Below are 20,658 nucleotides of genomic sequence, written 5' to 3'. Positions count from 1 at the left end.
CGATCAAGGGGGCGGCGCGATGCGCGTGCTGGTGGTGGAGGACGACGAGGAGACGGCGCAGACGGTGGCCATCGGCCTGCGCAGGGCCCAGATGGCCGTGGACGTGGCGACCGACGGCGACGGCGGCCTGGAACGCGCGCTCTGCAACGACTACGACGTGATCGTGCTCGACCGGGACCTGCCGGGCCTGCACGGCGACGTCGTCTGCGCAGAGCTGATCGCGGCCGGGTGCCGGAGCCGGGTGCTGATGCTGACCGCCGCGGGAACGACGGAGGACCTGGTCGACGGGCTGGGCCTGGGCGCCGACGACTATCTGCCCAAACCCTTTGATTTCCCCGTCCTGGTCGCGCGGATCGGCGCGCTGGCCCGCCGCTCCCATCCGGCTGTGCCGCCGGTGCTGCGCCTCGGCGACCTCGTGGTGGACACGGCCCGGCGCACCGCGGGGCGGGCGGGCCGGCCGCTGGAGCTGGCGCCCAAGGAGTTCGGGGTGCTGGAGCTGCTGCTGGCCTCCGGTGGCCGGGTCGTGTCGGCCGAGGAGCTGCGGGAAAGAGTCTGGGACGAGGCCGCTGACCCGTTCACCAGTGCCGTGAAGATCACGATCAGCCGGCTGCGGGCCAAGCTCGGAGATCCGCCGATCATCGAGACCGTGGCCAAGAGCGGGTACCGGATCTGATGGCGGCCCCGCCGGCCGGCGCCCGTCCGCGCCGTACCGTCCGGTTGCGGCTGACCCTGTTGTACGGAGGGTTGTTCCTGCTCTCCGGCGTCATCCTGCTGGCGACCACCTACTTCCTGGTCCGCCACGCCGTCGCCGCCCAGCCCGTCAAGAGCTTCATCCCGGCGCCCGGCGGGGCCGGCGTGCCGCCGGTCGCCCAGGAGCACCTGCTGCAGATTCTCTCGCCCCGGATACAGGCGGCGATGGAGCAGCAGAAGGCCGACGCCATGCGGCAGCTCCTCGTCAACTCCGCAATCGCGTTCGCCCTCACGTCGGTGCTCTCGATGGCGCTGGGCTGGGTGGTCGCGGGTCGCGTCCTGGGCCGGCTGCGGACGATCACCGCGGCCGCCCGGGAGATCTCCGCGACCGACCTGCATCGGCGGCTGGCGCTCGACGGCCCGGCGGACGAGCTCAAGGAGCTGGGCGACACCATCGACGGCCTCCTCGCCCGGCTCGAAGCCTCCTTCCAGGCCCAGCGCCAGTTCGTCGCGAACGCCTCCCACGAGCTGCGCACGCCCCTGACCCGCCAGCGGGCACTTGGGCAGATCGCCCTGTCCGACCCGGACATGACCGTCGAATCGCTCAAACTGGCCCACGAGCGCATCCTGGTCACCGGCGCCCAGCAGGAACGGCTCATCGAAGCGCTCCTGACCCTGGCCCGCAGCCACGCCGGCATCGAGGTCCGCCACCCGGTCGATCTCGCCCGGCTCGCCGGCGAGGTCGCCGAAGCGCGTCGATCGCAGGCCCGCCGCCGGAGCGTGGAGATCAGGCAGTCGCTCTCCGCCGCTCCGACGACGGGCCACCGGCCACTCGCCGAGCGCCTCGTGGTCAACCTCGTGGACAACGCGATCCGGTACAACGCGCCCGGGGGCTGGGTGGAGGTCACCACCCGGACCGAGAACGGCCACGCCGTCCTCACCGTCACCAACACCGGCCCCGTCGTCGCTCCGGACACCGCCCGGGACCTCTTCGAGCCGTTCCGGCGGCTCGGGGCCGACCGCACCCGGCACGGCGATGGACTGGGGCTCGGCCTGTCGATCGTCCAGGCCATCGCGACCGCGCACGACGCCTCAGTCACCGCCACCCCCAGGGCCGAGGGCGGCCTGACCCTCACGGTGACCTTCCCGCGGTCGATCGCCCCGGCGCCGCGGGCCACATCCCGGCGCGATCAGGCCCGCGCCCCCACCGGGGCGTGACGGACCAGCACGGGACCACCCGGAGATGGCCGTACGCGCCCGGCCGCCGCACCGCGCCCGGCCGCCGCACCGCGCCCGGCCGCCGCACCGCGCCCGGCCGCCGCACCGCGCTCGGCGCCGGGCGTCCTGCGTTTCCCGGACGCGGTGAGGGCCGGCGGCTCTGGCGGCTCTCAGGGCTCGTCGGTGAACTTCACCGTGACCTTCGCGAAGCCGAGCGACTTGAGCATGCCCGACAGCATCGCCTTGGTGTTGGCGTCGGCCCTGGCCCGCAGATCGCTCGCGACGGCCGCCTCGGTGATCTTCTTCTCGGCCAGCAGGTACAGCTCCCGCTGGTCACCCGGCGAGCCCGACAGGAAGTCCGACACCCGGTCGAACAGGCCGCGCTGCTGCGCGAACACGTACGAGCGGCTGTTGTCCAGGTTCGGTTTCTCCAGCTGGGCGCGCGGCAGGCGGACGGTCGCCTCCTTGCGGTCCTCCGAGACGGTCAGCGCGTCCGTCGCCATGGCGGAGAAGTCCACGTACGCGTCCACCCCGCCGGCCCCGACGAACAGCGTGCGGGTGCCCTTGATCGCGTCGGGCAGGAAGTTCGCGTCCTTCTCCAGGTCCACGACCACCTGGAAGTTCCCTGTCGCGGCCTCGAATCTGCTCAGGTCCTTGATGGACTGCAGGAGCACGGGCTGGCTGCGGTCGATGGTCTGCTCGCCCATCGGGTTGAGCCAGGGCCAGGCCAGGCGGCCCCCCACCACGAGCAGGACCACCAGGACCAGGAACCCCGCCACATATCGCCACCTGCGCCGTCGCCCGGGAGCCAGGTCGGGCAGCGTCGTCTGGGATGTCGTCATGCGAGCATGACTACCCGCTCGTCGATCATCAGTGCCAGCTGTTTGGTGACATCTCCGGTCCCCAGCCGGTCTCGGGTGTTTCAGCCGCCCAATTCGCGGCGAGCGCCGCCGGCGTCCACCCGGTGCCGGGCGCCTCCCCACCAGGCAGTTCCCTGGTGGGAGTCTCCGGCGCCATGCTGACCGGGGCCCGCCCGGGGGTTGAACCGGCGCCCGGCGTGCCAGGGGCCGAGTTCGCCGAAGGCGTGGCGGCGGGGTCGGGATAGACCGGGTAGACGTGGCTCGACTCCGGCGTCGGGCGCGCGGACGGCGCCAGCTGGACCCGCGCGGGGCCGCCGCCGAAGTGCGTGCTGGCCAGGGAGCAGCGCTGGAAGTCGCTGTAGAACATGCGCAGCCACTCCCGCCGCTGGTGCTCGCTCAGCCCGGAGAACCACGACGCGGCGTACTGGTGCTCCGGCATCGGCCCGCCGGGCAGCGGCTCGCCGCGCAGCCAGGCCATCACGATCTCCCGGTAGCCGTCCGCGACCGTGCCGGGGCACCGGGCGGCCAGCGACTCGATGTACTCGTACGCGGCCTCCTCCGCGAACCCGGCGGAGAGGTCGGGCACGTGCACCGGTGCCAGCCCGCTGGACGGCTTCAGCCCGTCGTCCAGCGGACGCTGCTCCACCCGGGTGAACGCGGCCGGCGTCCCGGCCAGCCTGGAGGCGATCTGCGTGAACGCCGCCCCCAGCTCGGTGAGCCCCGCCCGCATCCCGGGGTGCACGCACACCGTGATCGGCCACTCCTGGCAGCTGTAGGCGATGTCCTCGGCGGCGGCCGGCTTCGGCTGCGCCAGCACCCTGGACACGCCCATGCCCGCCGTCAGCACCGCCAGCAGCGCGCACGCCAGGACCAGGGCCTGCCTGGTCACCAGCGCCGCCCAGCCGAGCAGCAGCGCCGCCGTGATGCCGAGCAGCCAGATGGTCTGGTCGAAGAACGGCGCCCCGTTCAGCCCCTGGAACAGGTCGTACGGCTCGCCGGTGCCCGGCGCCAGCTTGTCGGCCCAGCCGCGGTCGTCGGCCAGCCACGAGAACAGCCCGTAGCAGGCCAGCCCCGCGAGCGGCGGGGTGTAGGCCCTGGGCAGCACCCAGCCGGCCACCCACCCGATCACCGAGTAGAGTGCCAGCCCCGCCATGCCCATGCCCAGGCCGGACAGGCTCAGCCGGCCCGCCTGGTCGGTGAGCACCGTCTTGACCGCCAGGACCAGCACCGTCGCACCGAACGAGCCCAGCACCACCACCACGATCGCCAGCGGCGCCTTCAGCGCCCGCCACGTCGTGAGCGAGCGGCCGCGCAGCGCCTTGCGCTTGCGCAGCGCCACCCAGGCCGCGAAGGCCGCGGCCACGGGCCCGGTCAGCCGGAGCGAGCCTATGACCGCGGCCACGATGTTCTCCCACGCGTCCACGCCAGGTATCAGGACGTTCCACGCCGCGACCAGGCCGAGAGCCAGGAGCACGGCCACAGTGACCGCCGCGCTCTGCTTCAGCTCCTCTCGTGAAACGCCCGCGTGCTCACGCACCCTTTTCCCCGTTGACGTTCATCAAGCACCCCCCGTGCCCACTCGGCGAGGTGGAAGCGATCAGTCCTGGCCGGTCCCCACGGCTGCGGACTTGGCTTCACCGTCACCATTCGTACGAGAACCATAACTGAGCGTGATGATTGATGTCCGGATTCTTGGTCAAGCGAGGATGCCTGTCGCACAGAGTAATCAGACGAACCGGGACGAGGGCCGCGCTACCGTAGCGCTGTGTCGCAGCCGAAGCCGCTCAACCTGCCGTTCGACCCGATCGACCGCGCCGCGGAGAGCTGGCGCGCCCACTTCGGGGCCTCCGCCGCCATGGCCGCGGTGACCTCGATCATGAGAGCGCACCAGATCCTGCTGTCGCAACTTGACTCGCTCCTGAAGCCATATGACTTGACCTTCGCCAGATACGAGGCGCTGGTGCTGCTGACCTTCAGCAAGACGGGCGCGCTCCCATTGTCAAAGATCGGCGAACGGCTCATGGTCCACCCCACAAGTGTCACGAACACGGTCGACAGGCTGGAGAAGTCCGGATTCGTCCGCCGCCTGCCCAACCCCCGCGACGGCCGCGGCGTGCTCGCCGAGATCACCGACTCGGGCCGGGACGTCGTACGGCAGGCCACGGGCGATCTGATGGCGGCCGAGTTCGGCCTGACGATGTACGCCGAGGACGAACTTCACCAGATGTTCGACCAGTTGCGCACGCTGCGGGTGGCGGCGGGTGACTTCACCGGCCCGTCCATGCGGCAAGATGAAGAGCATGGCGGACTTCTCTAGACCCGGGTCACTCTATGGTGCGGTGGACCTGGGCGCGCGCAAGCAGGCACTCGACGCGCAGGCCCGGCGGGAGACTGCGGGTCCCCAGGCGGCCAACGCGGCCACGGTCCTCGACGTCACCGAGGAGACGTTCACGACCGACGTCATCGACCGGTCGATGACCGTGCCGGTCATCCTCGATCTCTGGTCGCCGCGGGCGCCGGGCAGCGCGCAGCTTAGCCCGGTGCTGGAGAAGGTGGTCGGCGACCTGGGCGGCCGAGCCGTGCTGGCCAAGGTCAACGTGGACGCCAGCCCGCAGATCGCCCAGGCGCTGCGGGTCCAGGCGGTGCCCACGGTGCTGGCCATCTTCCAGGGGCAGGCCGTGACCGGTTTCCAGCAGGTCCTGCCCGAGCAGGAGGTGCGCCGCTGGCTCGACGAGCTGATGGGCGCGGTGGAGCAGTTCTACGAAGCCAACCCCGACGCCCGGCCCCCCGCGGCCGAGGGCGAGCAGGATGCGGCCGCTGCGGCGCCCCCCGTGGACCCCGACCTGCTGGCGGCCGAGCAGGCCATCGACAGCGGCGACATGGACGCGGCGGCGGAGGCCTACCAGCGGCTGCTGGCCCGCGCCCCCGGCAATGAGGACGCCAAGATGGGGCTCGCCGGCGTCAGCCTGATCAAGCGGACCGCCGACGTCGACCCCGCCGAGGTGCAGCGGCGCCTGCAGGACCCGGCCGACGTGGCCGCGCAGCTGCTCGCGGCCGACCTGGAGATGCTGTCGGGCTCGGTCGACGAGGCCTTCGACCGGATCATCGCCGTGGTCAAGCGCACCTCGGGCGACGAGCGCGACCAGGCCAGGCGTCATTTGCTCGGCCTGTTCGAAGCATTGCCGGCAGACGACCCATCTTTGGCCAAAGCACGTAGAGCTTTGGCGAGCGCACTGTTCTAACCTGAGGTTATGCGGGTCGTCACCATCTCGGCGACGTACGGCACGGCCGGCAGCCAGATCGGCCCGGCCGTGGCCGAGCGTCTTGGCGTGCCCTTCGTCGACCGGGCTATCCCCAGCGCCGTCGCCGAGGAGCTGGGCTGCAGCGTCGAGGAGGCGCTGGCCCATGACGACCGGGCCGAGCACGGCCTCGGCAGGCTGCTCGCGGGGGCGATGCGGCTGCCGACGGTCACCTTCGGCGGGGTGGACATGTACGTCGCCGGCGCGATGCCGCTGCCGCCCGAGGAGTTCGTGCGCCGTACCGAGCGCATGATGAAGGAGATGGCCGCCAACCAGGGCGGCGTCTTCCTGGGCCGGGCCGGGGCCATGGTGCTGGCCGACCACCCCGGCGCGCTGCACGTCCGCCTCGACGCCCCGGTCAAGCGCAGGATCAGGCAGACGGCCACGCTGGCGGAGCTGAGCGAGCGCGAGGCGCGGCGCATCATCGAGGACAACGACCGCGCCCGGATGGCCTACGTCCGCCACTTCTACCGGACGGATCCCTCCGATCCCTGCCAATACCATCTGGTCGTCGACAGCACCACGATTCCCGTTCCCGCCTGCGTCGAGCTGATCGTCACCGCGGCCGAGGCACTGGATTGACCGAACGCCCCCTAACATGGGATGGATTCTTGGTCAGTCCCGAAGGAGCGATTGACGTGGCCACCGTCCCGAGTGTGTCGTATTCCATCACTGTGCGGCTCGAGGTGCCTGCCGGCGGCAAGGCCGTCAGCCAGCTCACCCACGCCGTAGAGTCGGCCGGGGGCGTCGTGACCGCACTCGACGTCACCAACGCGGGTCACGAGAAGCTCCGCATCGACGTCACCTGCGCGGCCCGTGACACCGACCACGCCCAGGCCATCGTCGACCAGCTTGAGGCCGTCGAGGGCGTCGTCATCCACAAGGTGTCCGACCGCACGTTCCTCATGCACCTCGGTGGCAAGATCGAGATGAAGTCGAAGGTGCCGCTGCGCAACCGTGACGAGCTGTCCATGGCCTACACGCCGGGCGTGGCGCGGGTGTCCATGGCGATCGCCCGCAACAAGGAAGACGCGCGGCGCCTGACCATCAAGCGCAACACGGTGGCCGTGGTCACCGACGGCTCGGCGGTGCTGGGGCTGGGCAACATCGGGCCGGAGGCGGCGCTGCCGGTCATGGAGGGCAAGGCGGCGCTGTTCAAACGGTTCGCGGGCATCGACGCCTGGCCGATCTGCCTGGACACCCAGGACGTCGACGAGATCGTCCGCACCGTGCAGGTGATCGCGCCGGGGTTCGGCGGGATCAATCTGGAGGACATCGGCGCGCCGCGCTGCTTCGAGGTGGAGCGGCGGCTGCGCGAGCTGCTCGACATCCCCGTCTTCCACGACGACCAGCACGGCACCGCGATCTGCGTGCTGGCGGCGCTGACCAACGCGCTGCGGGTCGTGAACAAGAGCATCGAAAACGTCAAGATCACCATGGCGGGCGCGGGCGCGGCGGGCAACGCCGTGCTGCGGCTGCTGATGGCGGCCGGCGCGCGCAACGTGATCGTGTGCGACTACCTCGGCGCCGTGCACCAGAAGCGCGACGACCTCGACGAGTCGCTGCGCTGGATCGCCGAGCACACCAACGCCGAGGGCTACGCGGGCGACCTGCGCGGGGCGGTCAAGGGCGCCGACGTGTTCGTGGGGGTGTCCGCGCCGGGGATCCTGACCGGTGACGACATCGCGACGATGGCCAAGGACGCGGTGGTGTTCGCGCTGGCCAACCCGGAGCCGGAGGTGTCGCCCGACGACGCCCGCGAGCACGCCGCCGTGGTGGCGACCGGGCGTTCCGACTACCCCAACCAGATCAACAACGTGCTGGCCTTCCCCGGGGTCTTCCGCGGGCTGCTGGACGCGCAGGCGGGCGGGGTGACGCAGGAGATGCTGCTGGCCGCGGCCGGTGCGCTGGCCGCCGTGGTCACGCCGGAGGAGCTCGGCCCCAACTACATCGTCCCCAGCGTCTTCCACCCCGACGTGGCGACCGCCGTCGCCGCCGCCGTCCGCGAGTCGGCCGGTGGCCGGGCGCGCGGCTTCACCGAGGCGTAGATTCCTCCACCCCCTGTACGGCGGGACCGCCGTACAGGGCCGGTGGCCTCCGGCGGGCGACGCCGCATCCCCGGGCCGTCTGGACGGTGCCCTGCGCGGGCTGACCGGGAGGCCGGTGGACGGCCGTGGCCGTGGGTGTGGGTGTGGCTAGGCGGGGTGGCCCTGGCCCTGGCCGTGGCTAGGCGGGGTGGTCGCCGGTGGAGGCCGTGATGGCGGGCATCAGGCGATAGCTCTCCTGGAAGACCAGGTTGTGGGCGTCCCCCGCCGCGATCACCCGCAGCGTGTCCAGCTGCGCCGCCGCGTCCGCCGCGTCGAAGACGTTGAGCGGCCAGTCCCCGACCGTGTTGCCCCGCAGGTGCGGATGGTGGAAGCCGGTGCCGTAGTGGGCGACGACGGCGATCGGCTGGATCCGGCTCGCGCGCTGCTCCGGCCACGTCAGCGACCACATCGCGTTGAGCCCGCCCTCCTGCGACCTGGTGACCCCGCTGGCCACCACCTCCCCGGTGCCCAGCAGCAGGTCGGCGTCCAGCTCGCCGAGAGCCGTCCGGGCCACCGGGTCCAGGAGCTCGACCGCCGTGACGAACAGGCGTTCCTTGTCCTCCCGCGAGACGGCCTGGCCGTGGGTGCCGTCACGCAGGTCGCGGCAGTGACGGATCAGGGCTTCGTTCATCGCAGTGCTCATGCCTGTCACATTCCCCCGAAAAGGGAGATGAGCCTCAGGCCAGCAGGGATGCGATGCGGGTCCTGACGTCAGGCGTGTCGAGGCCGCGCACGGTGAGGGTCGTGCGGCGGCGTACGACGTCGTCCACCGTGGCCGCCCACTCGTGGTCGCGGGCGTAGACGGCCTGGGCCCAGATGTCCGGGCCGTCGGGATGGATGCGCTCGCCCAGCGCCGGGTCCTCACGGATGAGCCGGGCGACGTCGAACGCGATCGTCCCGTAGTGCGTGGCCAGATTCCTGGCCACCAGCGGGTCCATGCGCGTGCCCGGGTCCCGCTCGGTCCACAGCCGCATGGCCACCGCGTCGGGGCTGGCCAGGCCGGGCAGCGGCACGGCGGGCAGGATGGCGGCCAGGTCGTCGCCCAGGGGCCGGCCCGGCAGGTGGGCGAGCGTGTCGAGGACGTGCCGGCCGATGTGCCGGTAGGTCGTCCACTTGCCGCCCGCCACCGACAGCATGCCGCCCGTGCCCCGCGTGACCACGGTCTCCCGCTTGGCCGACGTCACCTGGCCGGGCCCGCCGGGCAGCACCCGCAGGCCGGCGAAGGCGTAGGTGATGTCATCGCGCCTGAGCTGGGAGTCGCGTACCGCGTGCCCGGCCTCGTCGAGGATCTGCGCGATGTCGGCGTCGGTGGCGCGCACGTCGGCGGGGTCGCCCTCGTACGCCTCGTCGGTGGTGCCGAGCAGGAGGTGGTCCTCCCACGGGATGGCGAACGACACGCGGTACTTGTCGATCGGCGTGGTCAGCGCGGCCTTCCACGGCTCGTGGCGGCGCATGACCAGGTGGGCGCCCTTGGACAGCCGGATGCTCGGCGCGGCGCCCGGGTCCTCCATCCGCCGCAGGTGGTCCACCCAGGGCCCGGTCGCGTTCAGCACGAGCCTGGCCGTGACGCCGAACTCGGCGCCGTCGAGCCGGTCGCGCAGGTCGGCCCCGGTCACGCTGCCGTTCGTCTTGCGCAGCCCGACGACCTCGGCGTGGTTGAGCACGACCGCGCCCGCGTCCACGGCGGCGCGCACGGTCATGACCGCGACCCGGCTGTCGTTCATCTGGTGGTCGCCGTAGACGGCGGCGGCGCGCAGGCCCTCGGTACGCAGCGCGGGCACCTTGGCCAGGGCCTGGTGCGGCGTGATCACCTTGCCCATCCCGTCGCCGAACACCGACAGCGCCGAGTACAGGAACACGCCCGCGCCGAGCTTGGCGGCCCCGTGCGGACCGCCCTTGTAGATCGGCACCACGAACGTGAGCGGCTTGACCAGGTGCGGCGCGATGTCGGCGGCGAGGGCGCGCCGCTCGCGGTGGTTCTCGGCGACCAGCTTGACGTTGCCTGTCTGCAGGTAACGCAGGCCACCGTGGACGAGCTTGGAGGAGGCGCTCGAGGTGGCGCCGGCGAAGTCGCCCGCGTCGACCATGGCCACCCGCAGCCCCGCCTGAGCGGCCATCCAGGTCACCGAGGTGCCGAGGATGCCGCCGCCGATCACGAGCAGGTCGTAGGTGGTGCTCGAAAGCTCCGCCCGGATCTCAGCCCTGTCGGTCCCGATCGTGATCGTCATGCTTGCTCCAGTCCCCTACTGCTCTACCCAGCCGAGGGTTCGGGCCACGGCCTTCTTCCAGTTGCGGTATTCGCGTCCGCGTACGGACTCGTCGATCGCCGGACGCCATTCGGCGGCCTTGTGCCAGTTGGCGCGCAGGCTGTCGATGTCGGGCCAGTAGCCGGTCGCCAGCCCCGCCGCGTAGGCGGCGCCCAGCGCGGTGGTCTCCGCCACCATCGGCCGGATCACCGGCACCGCGAGCACGTCGGCCAGCGTCTGCATGAGCAGGTTGTCGGCGGTCATGCCGCCGTCGGCGCGCAGCGTGGTGAGGTCGAGGCCCGAGTCGGCGTTCATGGCGTCCACCACCTCGCGGGTCTGCCAGGCGGTCGCCTCCAGCACCGCCCGCGCGATGTGCCCCTTGTTGACGAACCCGGTCAGCCCCGCGATCACCCCGCGCGCGTCCGAGCGCCAGTGCGGCGCGAACAGCCCCGAGAAGGCCGGTACGAAGTAGCAGCCGCCGTTGTCGTCGACCGTCTTGGCCAGCGTCTCGATCTCGGCGGCGCTGGAGATCAGCCCCAGGTTGTCGCGCAGCCACTGCACCAGGGAGCCGGTGACCGCGATCGCGCCTTCGAGCGCGTAGGTGGCCGGGCCGTCGCCGATCTGGTAGCCGACCGTGGTCAGCAGGCCGTGCTTGGAGACGACCGGCTCCTGGCCGGTGTTCATCAGCAGGAAGCTGCCCGAGCCGTAGGTGCTCTTGGTCTCGCCGGGGGCGAAGCAGGTCTGGCCGAACAGCGCCGCCTGCTGGTCGCCGAGCGCCGAGGCGACCGGGACGCCGCCGCGCGTGCGCCCGTAGACCTCGGCGGACGGGCGGATCTCCGGCAGCATCGCCCGGGGCACGCCCATCGCGGCGAGCAGCTCGTCGTCCCAGGCCAGCGTGTGGATGTTCATCAGCATCGTGCGGCTGGCGTTGGTCACGTCGGTGAGGTGGCGGCCGGTCAGGTTCCACAGCAGCCAGCTGTCCATGGTGCCGAACAGCACCTCGCCGCGCTCGGCCCGCTCGCGCAGCCCGGGGGTCTCGTCCAGCAGCCAGCGGATCTTCGGCCCGGAGAAGTAGGTCGCCAGCGGCAGCCCGGCCTTCTCCTTGAACAGCTGCTCGTGCTCGGCCAGCGCGCGGGTCAGCGGGTCGGTGCGGGTGTCCTGCCAGACGATGGCCGGGCACACGGGCCGGCCGGTCTCGCGGTCCCACAGCACGGTCGTCTCGCGCTGGTTGGTGATGCCCAGCGCGGCGATCTGGCCGTCCTCGATGCCGGCGCCGCTGACGGCCTCGTCCAGCACGCTCTGCACGGCCTGCCAGATCTCCTCGGCGTCGTGCTCGACCCAGCCGGGCTTGGGGAAGATCTGGCGGTGCTCGCGCTGGGCGACGGAGATGATGTTGCCGGCCTGGTCGAAGACGATGCACCTGCTGGACGTGGTGCCCTGGTCGATGGCTGCGACGTATTCCGGTCGAGGCACTTGGTTCCTCGCTTCGTTCAGGTTCGGCAATGCCGAACGAATGCTATTCGGTGGCCTAGGTGGTGTACAAGTCATCGGGCCAGGTCGCGCGTTATGGCCCTGGCCGCGTCGCGCACGTAGGAGACGTATTCCATGTGCAGGGCGCCGTCGGTGGCCAGCCGTTCGACCGCGCCCCGGATGCCGATCGCGCCGACCACGATGCCGCGCGAGTCCTTGATGGGCGCGGCGATGGCCACCTCGCCCTCCGTCAGCTCCTCGGTCTCGGCCGCCCAGCCACGCGTCCTGACCAGGTCGAGCTCCGCTTCGAGCGCGTCGGGGTCGACGATCGTGCGTTTGGTGAACGGCTCCAGCGGGGGGACGGACGTCTCGCCGTACGGGTCGTGCGCGAGCAGCACCTTGCCCAGGGCGCTGGCGTGCGGCGGCAGGTAGGTGCCGACCTGGAGGGTCTGCATGCTGTCGTCGGGCCGGAACACGTGGTGGATCACCAGCACGTGGCCCTCGTGCAGGGTGCCGATCCAGGCGCTCTCCCTGCTGCGGCCGGCCAGCGCGTCGGCCCAGTTGATGGAGCGCGTACGCAGCTCGTTGACGTCGAGGTAGCTGCTGCCGAGGTGGAGCAGCGTGGCCCCGAGGCGGTATTTCCCGCTCGCCTGGTCCTGCTCGACGAACCCGACGTGGACCAGCGTGCGCAGGATGCCGTGCAGCGTTCCCTTCGGCAGGCCCAGTGCCCTGGCCAGCTCGGCGACCCCGAGCTGGCGCGGACCGGAGGCGAGCAGCCGCAGGATCGCGGCGGCGCGCTCGACCGATTGAATCGTCTCTCCCACGCCCGAAACCATAACGCAGATTGGTTCGGTATTGCCGAACGGGTGCTGAATTCACGGCTGGAGCGGGAGTTCCGTCACTATGTCCGGGACGGCAGCTCTGACGAGGAGACTAGATGGAACAACCTTCCCGCTCGGCGGGAACCGTGCGGCCGGGGGGCCGCACCGCGCGGGTGCGCGCGTCCGTGCTGGACGCCACGCAGGACGAGCTGGTCGAGCACGGCTTCCACGGCCTGACCATGGACCAGGTGGCGGCCAGGGCCGGCGTCGGCAAGACCACCGTCTACCGGCGGTGGGGGAGTACGGCGGGTCTGGTGGCCGACCTCATGACCGAGCTGGCCAACCAGTCGTCGCCGCACGCGGACACGGGTGGCATCGAGGGGGATCTGCGGGCCAACGCCCTGTCGGTCCTGGGGGCGCTCACCGACGGGCGGCTCGGGGCCACGTTCCAGGCGGTGATCGCCGCCGCCACGTGCGACGAGGAGGCCGCGCAGGCGCTGCGCACCTTCTACTCCCGCCGCATCGGGGAATGGGCGCACGTGGTGGACCTCGCGGTCAAGCGGGGTGAGCTGCCCGAGGGGACGGACGGCACGGAGGTGATCCGGGCGGTCTCGGCCCCGCTGTACTACCGGCTGGTGGTCACGAGGGAGCCGGTGACCCGCGAGGCGGCCGAACGCTCGGCCGCCCGCGCACTCGCCGCCGCGAAGGCCGGGGCGTTCGTCATCCCCGGCGACGACGCCTGAGCACGCACGCACCCGTACGGCAGGGCCGTACGGGTGGGGGTCTCAGGGGGTCGAGCGTGGCCAGATGGAGCCGTACCACCAGAGGATCCCGCCCATGACGACGAGCCCGCCGGCCGTGGCCAGCTTGCCCATCAGGTCGGCGGGCGGCCCCGTGAACGGGAGGTGCCCGTGGCGCCGATGGCCCCACGGGCAGTCGTTCTCGACGTGGGTGGAGTCGATGAGCGTGTCAGGGTGGTGCTCGGTGACCGAGTACGCCTCGATCTCGGCCCTGCTGCCCTTGCCCACCGGCACCTGGCGGACGATCGTCTTGCGCGCCGGGATCGAGCCGGTGGCCACGCTCACCGCGTCGGCCTGGAGGTCGAAGCGGACGATCTGGCGGGTCTGGTTGTGCAGCGTGACGGCCGCCCGTCCCGAGCGGCAGCCCACGTCGTCCACCTTCATCGTGAAGGGGTCGCCGGAGTCGGGCTGCGGCCACGGCCACGCCCACGCGGGGGCGGAGGGAAGGAGCAGCGCCGCGCCCATCGGCAATATGGCCAGGGCGAGACGGGTTCCGATGCGCATGCGCTCCTCCCAATGCGTGATCTTTGCTACTTAAGGTGCCCAAGCGGACACGGAAAGTAACATGAACGGGCGGGGGGAGCGCGCGCCCCGGATTACCCTTCATGATGGATGTATGGCGGAAGCGATCTACGTCGGCGGTTTGTTGGTGGCGACGCCGCTTCTCGACGACCCCAACTTCCGGCGTAGCGTCGTGCTGATTCTCGAACACGACCTCGACGGCGGCACTCTGGGTGTGGTGCTCAACAGGCCGAGCGACATCTCGGTGACGCAGGTCCTGCCCGTGTGGGATCCGCTGGTGACCGGGCCTTCCGTGCTCTTCGAGGGCGGGCCCGTGCAAACGGACAGCGCGCTGGCGCTGGCGGCGGTCCCGAGCGGTGAGGAGCCGCTCGGCTGGCGCCGATTGCACGCGGGCACCCCGGCCGTCTCCCGCCTGGGCACCGTCGACCTGGACGCGCCGCCCGAGATCCTGCAGGGGGAGATCGCGCAGATGCGCATCTTCGCCGGCTACGCGGGGTGGACGTCGGGACAGCTGGAGAGCGAGATCGCCGAGGGCGCCTGGTACGTCGTCGACTCCGAGGTCGGCGACACCTTCCACGGCGACCCGGGCTCGCTCTGGCGGCACGTGCTGCGGCGGCAGCCCGGCGAGCTGGCCTTCGTGGCGACATGCCCCGACGACCCCACGATGAACTGACCCGTCCAGCGCCTCCACCCGGCCGGAGCTTCAGCGGGCTCTGGAGGAGCTCTGGAGGTCCCACCCGGGCCGGAGCGAGCGCTCGGCCAGGTCGATGGTCTCGCTCATGCGGTTCATGACCTCCTCCAGCGTGCCGTCGCGGCGCGGGCACTCGAAGCCCACCCGCATCGTGGACATGGCGAACGCGACGATGAGGTAGGAGAGCTGGTCGGCGTCGGGCTCGGTGCCCCGGCGGGCGGCGACCATCTCGGCCAGGCGGCGCTCGGTGTGCGCGCCTCTGGCCACCGACTGGCCGACGAGGTGTGGATGTTCGTCCATCAATCGGCGCAGTTTCTGGAATCTATCCGACTCTTCAGGTGTTGCGCCTTCCAGGTCGTCGATCACGGCGCGGATGGCGTGCATCATCGCGGTGAACGGCGACTCCTCGGGTGGCCTGGACTCCAGGGTTTCGAGCAGGATCTCCTCCGCGTGGTCGTGGAACCACAGCACGAGGTGGTCCTTGCTGGTGAAGTAGCGGAAGAAGGTGCGGGGGGAGACGTCGACGACCCCCGCGATCTGCTCGACGGTGGTCGACTCGTATCCTTGTTCGAGGAACAGGCTGAGCGCCGCGTCAAGAAGCGCGAGGCGCGTCTTCTCCTTCTTGCGTTCCCGTAGACCCACAGCGGTCACTCCCTCGAAACCTTTCTGTCACAGTGTGCCATAAGTCATAGCCGGACGAATAAAACCCGTTTGTCATAAGTCACCAGCTGTCATAGATTACCTGAGGCTTACGGAGATCTATGCCCCGGTGTGGGGCTGTACGTGTACTTAGGGGGACTTCATGGCTCACGCGAAGGCGGTCGACGCGCCGTCATCGCCCGGCCCGGCGAAGACGGGGACCGGGGGCAATCCATGGCTCGTGCTGCTGGCGGTCAGCCTGGGCGTCATCATGGTGATGCTCGACGGCACGGTCGTGGGCATCGCGAACCCGGTGATCCAGACCGACCTGAAAGCCTCTCTGTCCGACCTGCAGTGGGTGACCAGCGGTTACCTGCTGGCGCTGGCGGTGTTCCTGATCACCGCGGGCAAGCTCGGCGACCTGTTCGGCCACAAGCGGATCTTCCTGATCGGCGTGGCGGGGTTCGCGATCTCCTCTGTGGGCATCGGACTCAGCGCGAACCTGGCCGACATCATTCCCGGCGTCTCGCCGGTCGGCGCCCTGATCGGCCTGCGGGTGCTGCAGGGCCTCTTCGGTGCGTTGCTCCAGCCGGCCGCGCTGGCCCTGCTGCGCAGCGCGTTCCCCGGTGAGAAGCTCAACCAGGCGATGGGGGCCTGGGGCGCGATCATCGGCCTGTCCAGCGCCGCGGGGCCCATCGTGGGCGGCGTGCTGGTCGAGAACGTGAGCTGGGAGTCCGTCTTCTTCATCAACGCCCCCGTCGGCGTCATCGCGCTCGTCATGGGCATCTTCCTGATCAAGGACAGCCGCTCGAAGACGCTGGCCAGGATCGACTGGCTCGGCGTGGTGCTGCTGTCCGGCGCGATGTTCTCGCTCGTCTGGACGATCATCAAGGCGCCCGAGTGGGGCTGGGGCGACTCGACGACGCTGACCTTCGTGGCCGCGTTCGTGGTGCTCATCGCCGCGTTCATCCTCTGGCAGAGCAGGGCCAAGCAGCCGCTGGTGCCGCTGTCGCTGTTCAGGAACGCCTCGATCTCCATCGGCACCGTGCTGATGATGATGGTCGCGTTCGCGATGTTCGGTGCGATGTTCTTCCTCGGCTTCTTCTTCCAGGGCGTGCACGGCCTGTCCCCGCTGGACGCCGGCCTGCGCATGCTGCCGATGAGCGCCGGCATGATCGTCGCCTCGCCGCTGGCGGGCATGGCGATCGGCAAGCTCGGACCGAAGATCACGATGGCGGCCGGTCTGCTGATCACCGCGTTCTCGATGTTCCTCATGTCCCAGCTCAGCATCGACGCCTCGTTCATCGAGAGCGGCATCCCGTTCCTGCTGCTGGCCTTCGGCCTGTCGCCGGTCTTCGTGGGCGCCACGGAGATCATCGTGGGCAACGCGCCGGTCGAGCTGAGCGGTGTCGCCGGTGGTCTGCAGCAGTCGGCCATGCAGGTCGGCGGCGCGCTCGGCACCGCGATCCTGGGCGCCGTGATGGCCTCCGAGATCTCCAGCAAGCTGCCCGGCTACCTCGGCCCCGCGGCCCAGGCGATCCCGCCGGCGCAGATGGAGGGGCTGGAGAAGGCCGCCGCGTTCGGCGCGGCTCCTCCCGGCCTGCCGCAGCAGATCGGTGACGCCGTGCACCACGCCTTCATGGACGGCATGCACGTGGCCTTCCTGGTGAGCACCGGCATCGCGGTGCTGACGGCCCTCCTGACGCTGTTCGTCAAAGCCGGCCGGAAGAGCGAGGGTGCGCCCGTCCACATGGGCTGAGCTTTTCCTCCCACGTACGGCCCCCGCCACCTGCGGCGGGGGCCGTACGGCTTTCCCGGGCGCCCCTGGCGGGGGTTACGCGGCGCGGTGGGGAGGCGGTCGCCGGCGGGCATAAACTCAATGGGGTGAGCACGAAGATCCTCCCTGAGCAGGAGACCACGCCACGGACGTCGCACGGCGACGGCGATCATGAGCGGTTCGCCCACTACGCGGACAAGCACAAGATCACTGAGAGCATGGTGACCGGCACGCCCATCCGCGCCCTGTGCGGCAAGGTCTGGGTGCCCAGCCGCGACCCCAAGAAATACCCGGTCTGCCCGGAGTGCAAGGAGATCTACGAGGGCCTTCCCTCGGGCGGCGGCGAGGGTGGCGACAACAACAAGCAGTGAGTGTTGCTGAGCGGTAATTCCTCCGCGTAGAGCTACGGTCGGTAGCCAGACCAGCTCATATCGTCATGGGGGACTGAATGGCCCGGCGCGCGACCGCCGTCTCTTTGGCATGCCTGCTCGCGGCCGGGCTGACGCCGCCGCTCCACCCGGCGGCCACCGCCTCGACCAGCCTCCCTGCCTTGACCGGCCATTCCGCTTCGACCAGCCTTACCGCCTCGACCGGCCTTCGCGTTGCCCCCGGCCTTTCCGCCTCGACGACGCAGGCCGGGGAGGCCGGGGAGGTGGCCGGGTGCGCCAGGGCCGCCACCGTCCCGCGAGGGCCGGGGCCGCGGTCGCCCAGGCCCGACGACGTGGGCAAGGTCATGGCCGAGCTCGGCAGGCGGCTCGCCGGGGTCACGCCGCCGGCCCACGTCATCGTGCCCACCCGGGTGCATCTCCTCACCCGGGGCGAGCGCAAGGTCACCGACCAGGCGGTCCAGGCCCAGATCGACACGCTCAACACCGCGTACGGCGGCGGCTTCGGCGGCGTGGACACCGGCGTGCGCTTCGAGCTCGACGGCATCTCGGTCAAGGAGAACGCCGCCTGGTTCGCCGACCCGATCCGCAACGAGGCGGCCATGAAGAAGGCCCTGCACCAGGGCGGGGCCGACACGCTCAACCTCTACGTCGCCCAGCTCAGCGAGCTCATGCTGGGCTTCGCCAGCTACCCCTACTGGTACGAGGGCGCGCCCGAGCTCGACGGCGTGGTGATCGACTGGCGCAGCCTGCCCGGCGGCGCGCTGACCAACTACAACCGCGGCTTCACCGGCGTACACGAGATCGGGCACTGGCTCGGGCTGTTCCACACGTTCGAGAACGGCTGCAAGCAGCCCGGCGACGGCATCGACGACACACCGGCGGAGGCGCGGCCGACCGAGGCGTGCCCGGCGGACAAGGACACCTGCACGCTGGCCGGGGCCGACCCCATGCACAACTTCATGGACTACGCACACGACCGGTGCATGTCGGAGTTCACGAAGGGACAGGCGGACCGGATGCACGCGATGTGGGCGGCCTACCGGCAGCCCCCGGCTGCCTGAATGTCCCGAGAATCTACGATGTGTGAGTGACAGGACCAAAGGCACTCGACACTCCCCACACACCCCAGCGGATCCTCGGCCCCGAATACCGCACGGCTACGGTCGGGATCCTGCTGGTAATCACGCTGATCGCGTTCGAGGGCATGTCCGTCGGCGTCGTCATGCCGGACGTCGCCAAGGACCTGGACGCGCTCGACCTCTACGGGATCAGCTTCTCCGCCTTCCTGATCGCCAGCCTGTTCGCGAACGTGGTGGCCGGGCTCTGGTCCGACCGGCGCGGTTACCCGGTGCCGTTCCTGTCCGGGGTGCTGCTCTTCGTGGCCGGGATGGCGCTCGCGGGCGCGGCCACCACCTCGGCGCTGTTCCTCGTGGCGCGAGCCGTGCAGGGCCTGGGCGCGGGCGCGTCCATCGTGGCGCTGCTGGTGATGATCGCGCGGGTCTATCCGGAGGACGTGCGGCCCAAGGCGTTCGCGGCCGTCTCCGCCGCCTGGGTGGTGCCCGCGATGGTGGGCCCGGCGGTGGCCGGGTTCGTGGGCACCCAGTTCGGCTGGCGCTACGTCTTCTACGGGATCATCCCGCTCGTGGTGCCCGCGCTGGCCATGCTCCTGCCCGCGCTGCGGATGGGCGCCGGCCACCACTCCGGTCCGGAGGCCCAGCCCTCGCGTGGGCCGCGGTCCAGGCCGGTGGCGATGACGCTGGCCGCCGCGGCCGCCGCGGGAGGGGCCGGGGTGCTGCTGCACGGTGTGGACCGGCTGCACCAGCATCTGGCGTCGGGGGCCGTCGAGACGGCGGCCGGGCTGGCGTTCCTGCTCTACGGTCTCTACCGGCTGCTGCCGCCGGGGGCGCTGCGGTTAGGGCGCGGGCTGCCCACGACCGTGCTGATGCGCGGCCTGTTCTCGGCCGCCTTCTTCGGGGTCAACTCCTTCATCCCGCTGGCGCTGCAGTCGGTGAAGTCGTTCGACGCGAAGACCGCGGGGATCGCGCTGACGACCGGGGCGCTCGGCTGGTCCACGGGGTCGTACCTGCAGAGCCGGCAGGACGGGGCGGCCTACCGGAGGATCCGGCTGGGCGCCGGGTGCGTGACCGCCGGGATCCTGATCTGCCTGCTGTCCGTCCTGCCCGGGGTCACCGGGTGGATCGCGGTGCCCGCGTGGATCGTGGCCGGGTTCGGGATGGGCTTCGGCATGACCACGGTCAGCGTGACGGCGTTGAAGCAGTCGCCGCTGCACGAGCAGGGGGCGAACTCCGCCGCGCTCTCGGTGACGGACATGCTCGGGTCGGCGCTGGCGATCGGGGTGGGCGGCGCGCTGGTCAACCTGATCGGGCATTCCGAGATCGCCACCGGGTTCGTCGTCATCTCCCTGCTGATGGCCGTCATCGGCGCGTGCGCCACACTCCTGGCCGGGCGCACGCGCTGATTTCCGTCCCTCCTGTCACAGCGATCACGGTTCGCCGGATCCTCGTGGCGAGGAGTGATAGGACAGCGGGCAGGGAGGTGTCATGGAGGGTGATCACCGTGTCTGGCCGCCTCAGCCGGGGCCGCCCAGGCATCGCCGTACCTCTCCAGAAGACACGGAGGCCGCGTCGGGCGCGCGCCGTGACGAGGAGCCACGGCGGGCGCGGCGCGACCGCGTGAGCCCGTACGAACGAGACCGGGAACGCTCCCGGGAGCCGGCGCGGGAGCGCGCTTCCGAACCCGGCAGGAGCCTGCTCGAACCGGACGGGGGCGGCCCCCCGGAGCCGTCGCCGCCGCCGCGCTGGGGACGCCAGGACGAGGACCGTCCGGAGCCCGGGGGGCGCGGGCGGGTGTCGCATCCGCTGGACCTGGAGCCCGAGGACGAGGACGAGGAGCCGTGGAACCCGCGGATCCGCAGGGCCGTCCCGTACGCGCCGGCCCGCAGCCTCGGCCAGAGCCCCAAGCGCCCCCAGGAGGTGCCCAGGGACCTGTCTCTTATTTAAATCTCCTCGCCCACGCGACCCGACGACAAGACGTCTGGCATCTTGTCTTTTGCTAAAAAAAAAATAAATTTTCTAAGGCCCACTGCACCGGACAAGATCATGTAGTACTCACTTTCCTTTAAGAAATAA

Annotated in this window: 21 protein-coding genes; 13 read left to right on the top strand and 8 right to left on the bottom strand. The window is 70.9% G+C overall.

Annotated features, from left to right (window positions below):
- Nucleotides 1–19 precede the first annotated feature (19 nt).
- On the top strand, nt 20–673 hold the full coding sequence (locus ETD85_RS03740; protein ID WP_138688162.1) for a response regulator transcription factor: 654 nt from the start codon (nt 20–22) through the stop codon (nt 671–673).
- Nucleotides 673–1,908, top strand: a complete 1,236-nt coding sequence (locus ETD85_RS03735; RefSeq protein ID WP_138688161.1) for a sensor histidine kinase — start codon at nt 673–675, stop codon at nt 1,906–1,908. Before ETD85_RS03740 ends, ETD85_RS03735 begins: the two co-directional genes overlap by 1 nt.
- Nucleotides 1,909–2,078: 170 nt before the next feature.
- On the opposite strand, the gene ETD85_RS03725 is transcribed toward ETD85_RS03735, so the two are convergent.
- Entirely contained in the window at nt 2,079–2,750 is a 672-nt protein-coding gene (locus tag ETD85_RS03725; protein ID WP_138688160.1) for a DUF4230 domain-containing protein, read from the bottom strand.
- 28 nt (nt 2,751–2,778) lie between these two features.
- Nucleotides 2,779–4,305, bottom strand: a complete 1,527-nt coding sequence (locus ETD85_RS03720) for a hypothetical protein (protein ID WP_206058061.1) — start codon at nt 4,303–4,305, stop codon at nt 2,779–2,781.
- Between the two features lie 228 nt (nt 4,306–4,533).
- Between ETD85_RS03720 and ETD85_RS03715 the strand changes: the two genes are divergently transcribed.
- Genes ETD85_RS03715 through ETD85_RS03700 form a run of 4 tightly spaced genes read left to right on the top strand, consistent with a single transcriptional unit; the run spans nt 4,534 to nt 8,115 of the window.
- The gene (locus ETD85_RS03715; protein WP_138688159.1) at nt 4,534–5,085 is read left to right on the top strand and encodes a MarR family winged helix-turn-helix transcriptional regulator; all 552 of its coding nucleotides are present in this window, start codon (nt 4,534–4,536) and stop codon (nt 5,083–5,085) included.
- Nucleotides 5,069–6,010: a tetratricopeptide repeat protein gene (locus ETD85_RS03710; RefSeq protein WP_138688158.1), complete on the top strand. Its 942-nt coding sequence runs from the start codon at nt 5,069–5,071 to the stop codon at nt 6,008–6,010. Before ETD85_RS03715 ends, ETD85_RS03710 begins: the two co-directional genes overlap by 17 nt.
- A 9-nt stretch (nt 6,011–6,019) precedes the next feature.
- Nucleotides 6,020–6,649: a cytidylate kinase-like family protein gene (locus ETD85_RS03705; protein WP_138688157.1), complete on the top strand. Its 630-nt coding sequence runs from the start codon at nt 6,020–6,022 to the stop codon at nt 6,647–6,649.
- A 56-nt stretch (nt 6,650–6,705) separates the two neighbouring features.
- A complete protein-coding gene (locus ETD85_RS03700) occupies nt 6,706–8,115 on the top strand; it encodes an NAD-dependent malic enzyme (RefSeq protein ID WP_138688156.1) in 1,410 nt (469 codons plus the stop codon).
- Nucleotides 8,116–8,293: 178 nt separating this feature from the next.
- Here ETD85_RS03700 and ETD85_RS03695 read toward each other — a convergent pair whose 3' ends face one another.
- From ETD85_RS03695 to ETD85_RS03680, 4 genes are all read right to left on the bottom strand, one after another.
- Nucleotides 8,294–8,797, bottom strand: a complete 504-nt coding sequence (locus ETD85_RS03695) for a hypothetical protein (RefSeq protein ID WP_240778926.1) — start codon at nt 8,795–8,797, stop codon at nt 8,294–8,296.
- Nucleotides 8,798–8,831: 34 nt separating this feature from the next.
- Nucleotides 8,832–10,382, bottom strand: coding sequence for a glycerol-3-phosphate dehydrogenase/oxidase (locus ETD85_RS03690; RefSeq protein ID WP_138688155.1), 1,551 nt, complete (start codon nt 10,380–10,382; stop codon nt 8,832–8,834).
- A gap of 15 nt (nt 10,383–10,397) precedes the next feature.
- Nucleotides 10,398–11,873, bottom strand: coding sequence for a glycerol kinase GlpK (glpK, locus tag ETD85_RS03685; protein ID WP_138688154.1), 1,476 nt, complete (start codon nt 11,871–11,873; stop codon nt 10,398–10,400).
- Between the two features lie 71 nt (nt 11,874–11,944).
- Complete coding sequence (locus tag ETD85_RS03680) at nt 11,945–12,706, bottom strand: IclR family transcriptional regulator (protein WP_379507334.1); 762 nt, start codon at nt 12,704–12,706, stop codon at nt 11,945–11,947.
- Nucleotides 12,707–12,807: 101 nt separating this feature from the next.
- Between ETD85_RS03680 and ETD85_RS03675 the strand changes: the two genes are divergently transcribed.
- Nucleotides 12,808–13,434, top strand: coding sequence for a TetR/AcrR family transcriptional regulator (locus ETD85_RS03675; protein ID WP_138688152.1), 627 nt, complete (start codon nt 12,808–12,810; stop codon nt 13,432–13,434).
- A 42-nt stretch (nt 13,435–13,476) separates the two neighbouring features.
- Here ETD85_RS03675 and ETD85_RS03670 read toward each other — a convergent pair whose 3' ends face one another.
- On the bottom strand, nt 13,477–13,995 hold the full coding sequence (locus ETD85_RS03670; RefSeq protein WP_138688151.1) for a hypothetical protein: 519 nt from the start codon (nt 13,993–13,995) through the stop codon (nt 13,477–13,479).
- 112 nt (nt 13,996–14,107) lie between these two features.
- Here ETD85_RS03670 and ETD85_RS03665 point away from each other — a divergent pair, with 112 nt between their 5' ends.
- Entirely contained in the window at nt 14,108–14,686 is a 579-nt protein-coding gene (locus tag ETD85_RS03665; protein ID WP_138688150.1) for a YqgE/AlgH family protein, read from the top strand.
- A gap of 30 nt (nt 14,687–14,716) precedes the next feature.
- On the opposite strand, the gene ETD85_RS03660 is transcribed toward ETD85_RS03665, so the two are convergent.
- On the bottom strand, nt 14,717–15,346 hold the full coding sequence (locus tag ETD85_RS03660; protein ID WP_170246483.1) for a TetR family transcriptional regulator: 630 nt from the start codon (nt 15,344–15,346) through the stop codon (nt 14,717–14,719).
- Nucleotides 15,347–15,506: 160 nt separating this feature from the next.
- On the opposite strand from ETD85_RS03660, the gene ETD85_RS03655 reads away from it, so the two are divergent.
- The 5 genes from ETD85_RS03655 to ETD85_RS03635 all read left to right on the top strand — a co-directional run bounded on the left by ETD85_RS03655 (nt 15,507) and on the right by ETD85_RS03635 (nt 20,529).
- On the top strand, nt 15,507–17,102 hold the full coding sequence (locus ETD85_RS03655; RefSeq protein WP_138688148.1) for a DHA2 family efflux MFS transporter permease subunit: 1,596 nt from the start codon (nt 15,507–15,509) through the stop codon (nt 17,100–17,102).
- A 125-nt stretch (nt 17,103–17,227) separates the two neighbouring features.
- A complete protein-coding gene (locus tag ETD85_RS03650) occupies nt 17,228–17,491 on the top strand; it encodes a DUF3039 domain-containing protein (RefSeq protein ID WP_138688147.1) in 264 nt (87 codons plus the stop codon).
- A 77-nt stretch (nt 17,492–17,568) separates the two neighbouring features.
- Nucleotides 17,569–18,570: a zinc metalloprotease gene (locus tag ETD85_RS03645; RefSeq protein WP_138688146.1), complete on the top strand. Its 1,002-nt coding sequence runs from the start codon at nt 17,569–17,571 to the stop codon at nt 18,568–18,570.
- Nucleotides 18,571–18,596: 26 nt separating this feature from the next.
- A complete protein-coding gene (locus ETD85_RS03640) occupies nt 18,597–19,988 on the top strand; it encodes an MFS transporter (protein WP_138688145.1) in 1,392 nt (463 codons plus the stop codon).
- 82 nt (nt 19,989–20,070) lie between these two features.
- Nucleotides 20,071–20,529 (top strand): hypothetical protein, encoded by a 459-nt coding sequence (locus ETD85_RS03635; RefSeq protein WP_138688144.1) that lies wholly within the window; start codon nt 20,071–20,073, stop codon nt 20,527–20,529.
- Nucleotides 20,530–20,658 lie beyond the last annotated feature (129 nt).

The organism is Nonomuraea zeae (genome assembly GCF_005889725.1).
In the GTDB taxonomy this organism is placed as follows: Bacteria; Actinomycetota; Actinomycetes; order Streptosporangiales; family Streptosporangiaceae; genus Nonomuraea; species Nonomuraea zeae.
This window is presented reverse-complemented; position numbering and strand designations above follow the sequence as displayed.

Coding starts and splice junctions, on each gene's coding strand:
- ETD85_RS03740 (WP_138688162.1), top strand. CDS start 20: ATGCGCGTGCTGGTGGTGGAGGACGACGAGGAGACGGCGCAGACGGTG.
- ETD85_RS03735 (WP_138688161.1), top strand. CDS start 673: ATGGCGGCCCCGCCGGCCGGCGCCCGTCCGCGCCGTACCGTCCGGTTG.
- ETD85_RS03725 (WP_138688160.1), bottom strand. CDS start 2,750: ATGACGACATCCCAGACGACGCTGCCCGACCTGGCTCCCGGGCGACGG.
- ETD85_RS03710 (WP_138688158.1), top strand. CDS start 5,069: ATGGCGGACTTCTCTAGACCCGGGTCACTCTATGGTGCGGTGGACCTG.
- ETD85_RS03705 (WP_138688157.1), top strand. CDS start 6,020: ATGCGGGTCGTCACCATCTCGGCGACGTACGGCACGGCCGGCAGCCAG.
- ETD85_RS03695 (WP_240778926.1), bottom strand. CDS start 8,797: ATGAGCACTGCGATGAACGAAGCCCTGATCCGTCACTGCCGCGACCTG.
- ETD85_RS03690 (WP_138688155.1), bottom strand. CDS start 10,382: ATGACGATCACGATCGGGACCGACAGGGCTGAGATCCGGGCGGAGCTT.
- ETD85_RS03680 (WP_379507334.1), bottom strand. CDS start 12,706: ATGGTTTCGGGCGTGGGAGAGACGATTCAATCGGTCGAGCGCGCCGCC.
- ETD85_RS03675 (WP_138688152.1), top strand. CDS start 12,808: ATGGAACAACCTTCCCGCTCGGCGGGAACCGTGCGGCCGGGGGGCCGC.
- ETD85_RS03670 (WP_138688151.1), bottom strand. CDS start 13,995: ATGCGCATCGGAACCCGTCTCGCCCTGGCCATATTGCCGATGGGCGCG.
- ETD85_RS03665 (WP_138688150.1), top strand. CDS start 14,108: ATGGCGGAAGCGATCTACGTCGGCGGTTTGTTGGTGGCGACGCCGCTT.
- ETD85_RS03655 (WP_138688148.1), top strand. CDS start 15,507: ATGGCTCACGCGAAGGCGGTCGACGCGCCGTCATCGCCCGGCCCGGCG.
- ETD85_RS03645 (WP_138688146.1), top strand. CDS start 17,569: ATGGCCCGGCGCGCGACCGCCGTCTCTTTGGCATGCCTGCTCGCGGCC.
- ETD85_RS03635 (WP_138688144.1), top strand. CDS start 20,071: ATGGAGGGTGATCACCGTGTCTGGCCGCCTCAGCCGGGGCCGCCCAGG.